Raw genomic sequence first — 1,084 nt, 5'->3', positions numbered from 1 at the left:
TGTTGTGACCGAAGACGTTGTTCACACGGCCAGTCGAGTGATCGGTGGGTGTCCTCCGAGGGCTGAGTGGCTGCGTGCAGTGTTGTAGTAGTCGAGCCAGGTGTCCAGGGCCTGGGTGCGGTGCTGGTTGCTGTTCCAGGCCCGGGCGTAGGCCCACTCTGTCTGCAGGGTGCGGTTGAACCGTTCGGCTTTGCCGTTGGTCCAGGGCCGGCCGGGCTGGATGAATCGGCGAGCGATGTCCAATTGCTGGCATGCGGTGATCCAGGCCTGGCCGATGCGGTAGCTCTTGGCGTTGTCGGTCAGCACCCGCTGCACGAGTACGCCTCGTTCTGCGAACCAGGCCGCGGCGCGGGTCAGGAAACCGGCACAGGTGCCGGTCCTCTCGTCGTCGAGGACTTCGGCGTAGGCCAGCCGGGAGTGGTCGTCGACGGCGACGTGTACGAAGTCGAAACCGATACCCCGCCCGCGGACCTGCTCGCTGCGCCCGTGCAAGCGCCAGCCGCCGCCGTCCGGCACCCGGCCGAGTTTCTTAACGTCCACGTGCAGCAATTCACCCGGATGCTCACGTTCGTAGCGGCGCTCGCTGTGCCTGCGCCCGCGCAGCAACTCGCCGGTGAGCCGGTCGACATCGGCCAGCCGCGGCAATCCGGCCCGGTGGATCACCGCACCGATGGTCGAGGCCGGCAGGCCCAGCATGCCGGCCAGGCGCACCGGACCGGCATGCTCGGCAACCCGGGCCGCGACGATCCGCGCGGTCAGCTCCGGCGACGTCAGCCGGGCAAGCCGGTGTGGCCGCGAACAGCGATCCACCAAACCTTGCTCACCCTCGGCGCGGAACCGGCGTACCCACTTGTACACGGTCTGCCGGCTGACCCCCAGTTGCTTAGCCACCTCACCCGGGCGATGCCCGGCCAAGACACGCTCAACGAGCAACCTACGGGCATAAACCGTCGTACGGGCGTTAGCGTGTCCCACCGAGACCTCCGGATTAGAACGGCGACGTCAAGCACCGCCACTCCTTCCGGAGGTCTCCTCTCTGATCAAGGCACCACGCCGAACGTCAACAACCTCCGTGGTCAGTACA

At 67.1% G+C, this 1,084-nt stretch carries 1 protein-coding gene; it reads right to left on the bottom strand.

Annotated elements, in window-relative coordinates:
- Positions 1–21: 21 nt before the first annotated feature.
- Positions 22–975, bottom strand: coding sequence for an IS481 family transposase (locus AB0M02_RS46740; RefSeq protein WP_364238997.1), 954 nt, complete (start codon positions 973–975; stop codon positions 22–24).
- Positions 976–1,084 lie beyond the last annotated feature (109 nt).

Origin of the sequence: Actinoplanes sp. NPDC051861, assembly GCF_040681145.1 — a bacterium.
Taxonomy (GTDB): domain Bacteria; phylum Actinomycetota; class Actinomycetes; order Mycobacteriales; family Micromonosporaceae; genus Actinoplanes.
The sequence above is the reverse complement of the archived record's forward strand: the minus strand, read 5'-3'. Positions and strand labels throughout refer to the sequence as shown.